Genomic DNA, 2,940 nt, shown 5'->3' on the forward strand with positions numbered 1-2,940 from the left:
GCGCGTAAGATGGATGAATACGAGGCGCTGCGGGCGGAAATCGAAGCTGTGCAAACAGAGATCGCCTCGGATGAGGCACGGGAGGGCGGGACGTGAAGATCACCATGATCGGTACTGGCTATGTCGGGCTTGTATCCGGTGTCTGCTTTTCTGATTTCGGTCATGACGTGATCTGCGTTGATATGGACGCCGACAAGATCGAGCAGTTGAACCGGGGTGAGGTGCCGATATTCGAGCCGGGCCTCAAGCCGCTGCTGGAGCGCAACGTCAGCGCCGGGCGGCTGTCATTCACCACCGATCTGGCTGCCGCCGTCGATGGCGCCGATGCTGTGTTCATCGCCGTGGGCACGCCCACCCGCCGCGGCGACGGGCACGCCGACCTGAGCTATGTCATGGCCGCGGCCGAGGACGTGGCTCGCGCGCTGACCGGCTATGCGGTCATCGTCACCAAGTCGACCGTACCGGTGGGCACCAACCGCAAGGTCAGGCAGGTCATCGCCAAGGCCAACCCCGATGCCGAATTCGACGTCGCGTCGAACCCCGAATTCCTGCGTGAAGGGGCGGCGATCGAGGATTTCATGAAACCCGACCGGGTGGTGGTGGGGGTGCAGTCCGACCGCGCGGCAGAGGTGATGGCCGACATCTATCGCCCGCTCTACCTGCGCGATTTCCCGATCGTCACCACCGATCTGGAAAGCGCCGAGATGATCAAGTATGCCGCCAACGCCTTTCTTGCCACCAAGATCACCTTCATCAACGAGATCGCGGCGCTGTGCGAACGCGTCGGCGCCGACGTCAACGAGGTCGCCCGCGGCATCGGGCTCGACGGGCGCATCGGCAACAAGTTCCTGCACGCGGGCCCCGGCTATGGCGGGTCGTGCTTTCCCAAGGACACCTCGGCGCTGGCCCGGATCGGGCAGGAACACGCGGTGCCGCAGATGATCGTCGAGGCGGTGATCCGCGTGAACGAGACAGTCAAGTCGCGGATGATTGAAAAGCTGCGTGACCTGTGCGAGGGCTCTTTCAACGGCCACACCATCGCGGTGCTGGGCGTGACGTTCAAGCCCGGCACCGACGACATGCGCGAGGCCGCGTCGCTGACCATCGTGCCGGCGCTGGTGGGCGGGGGCGCCAAGGTGCGCGTGGTCGATCCCCAGGGCCGGCGCGAGGGCGAGGCGCTGCTGCCCGGCGTGGTCTGGTGCGACGATCCCTACAAGGCGGCGCACAACGCAGATCTGCTGGTCATTCTGACCGAATGGAACGAGTTCCGCGCGCTCGACCTCAAAAAACTCGCACGCAAGATGGCGCAGCCGCGCATGGCCGACCTGCGCAACATCTATTCCGCCCGCGACGCCAAACGCGCGGGCTTCGAGGCGTATGAGGGCGTGGGCCGACGAGCCGCCGCAGCGAGAGGACAGCCATGAGCGACGAGCAGAATCCGGTGCCGGAACCGATGTCAAGCTGGCCCCCCGGAGCGATCGACGCCGAGCTGGAACGGCTGCAGAGCAAGTATTTGCCCAGCCGGGAAGAAATCGATTTCGCGGGGCTTCTGCAAGATCCTGCGCTGAAGCAGGCGGCGATCGTTTCGTCCTTCGGGGCGGAAAGTGCTGTCCTGCTGCACTGGGTTTTGAGTATTCGTCCCGAAACTCCGGTCATTTTCATCGATACCGGCAAGCACTTTGACGAAACCCTGAAGTATCGGGACAGGTTGCATACGCGGCTCGGATTTCGGCTCATCAATGCGGTGCCCGATCCGGCGACACTGCTGGAAGAGGACCCCAGGGGGACGCTTAACCAAATTGACCCGAACAGTTGCTGCACAATCCGCAAGACCTTTCCCCTGCAGGATGCGCTCAACAGCTTCTCCTCGTGGATCTCTGGTCGCAAACGCTTTCAGGGGGCAAGCCGCGCCGCGCTTCCGATTGTGGAACGCGACGGGGCGCGGATCAAGGTCAACCCTCTCGCCTTATGGTCGCGCGACGAGATCGAGCGCTATTTCCGCGATCACGACCTGCCGCGGCACCCGCTGGAGACGGCAGGGTATGCATCGATCGGATGCGCGCCCTGCACGCGACCGACAAGCGAGGGCGAAGATCCGCGTGCCGGCCGCTGGCCGCAGATGCCCGACAAGTCCGAATGCGGCATCCACCTCGGGCCTGACGGGCATTTCGTGCGTGTGTCGGCCGCCCGGTAGGAAAAGGACCGGCCATGAACTGGCTTGTTCCGCAGGGCGTGCCCCCTATCAGCCTCAGCCTTTTGCCGCGCCACCGAATGGCGGCACACAAATGTAGAACACGCTCTGCTTTCAGAGTGTGGTATCCAAGAAAAGGGTAACCGAAGTGCGCCTTGCAGAAGGCGTCGAACCTCGTCCGTCGTGCCGCCTGGCTGGGCCTCTTGACCTTGGTGGCGGCGATGATGTGGCTCAGACTATCAAGCAAGCCGTTCAGGCCGAACTACTTGCAGGTGGGGTTTACAAATCTGGTGGCACCCCATTAGTATAAATGTAACTACATTGAAGCCGAATTCTTTTAATCGCCAGTGGACTATTGAGTTCCAAGCTTACTCAAGCCGTTCGCAAGGCTTCTCAGTGAAGTCAGTGACTGATTTCAACACAAGCTTCTCTGCTGTTTCTGCTTGCAACAACACCGCGACCGCATTCAATCGCGCACTGTCCGACGCTATCAATAAAATGGTTTCTGATCCGCGTTTTGCACAGATGATATAAAGCGTTAAGTTCGTTCAAGATCGCAAGAGTGATCTTGAACGAACCATTGCCTCAGAGAGAGCTATGCCCAAAAGTTGGTGACGGCGTTTGAGCTACTCCCCATCGGTTGGACAGGATCTGGCGTAATTCAAGCTACTCTTTGCATCTGCTGATCGGGGTTGGTTGTTTCATTTCTCTGCCAATAGACCACGGCGGGTGGTCTGCCGCCAAGGGCC

General features: G+C 61.1%; 2 protein-coding genes. Both read left to right on the forward strand.

Going from position 1 to position 2,940, the window contains the following annotated elements:
* Nucleotides 1-92: 92 nt before the first annotated feature.
* Entirely contained in the window at nt 93-1,424 is a 1,332-nt protein-coding gene (locus DL899_RS19070; protein WP_111735891.1) for a UDP-glucose dehydrogenase family protein, read from the forward strand.
* Nucleotides 1,421-2,194 (forward strand): phosphoadenylyl-sulfate reductase, encoded by a 774-nt coding sequence (locus DL899_RS19075; RefSeq protein WP_239494776.1) that lies wholly within the window; start codon nt 1,421-1,423, stop codon nt 2,192-2,194. Before DL899_RS19070 ends, DL899_RS19075 begins: the two co-directional genes overlap by 4 nt.
* Nucleotides 2,195-2,940 lie beyond the last annotated feature (746 nt).

The sequence above is a fragment of the Roseovarius amoyensis genome (genome assembly GCF_003260265.1).
In the GTDB taxonomy this organism is placed as follows: domain Bacteria; phylum Pseudomonadota; class Alphaproteobacteria; order Rhodobacterales; family Rhodobacteraceae; genus Roseovarius; species Roseovarius amoyensis.

Bases quoted from the DNA above. Each gene is read 5' to 3' on its own strand.
- DL899_RS19075 (WP_239494776.1), top strand. From the start codon at position 1,421: ATGAGCGACGAGCAGAATCCGGTGCCGGAACCGATGTCAAGCTGGCCC.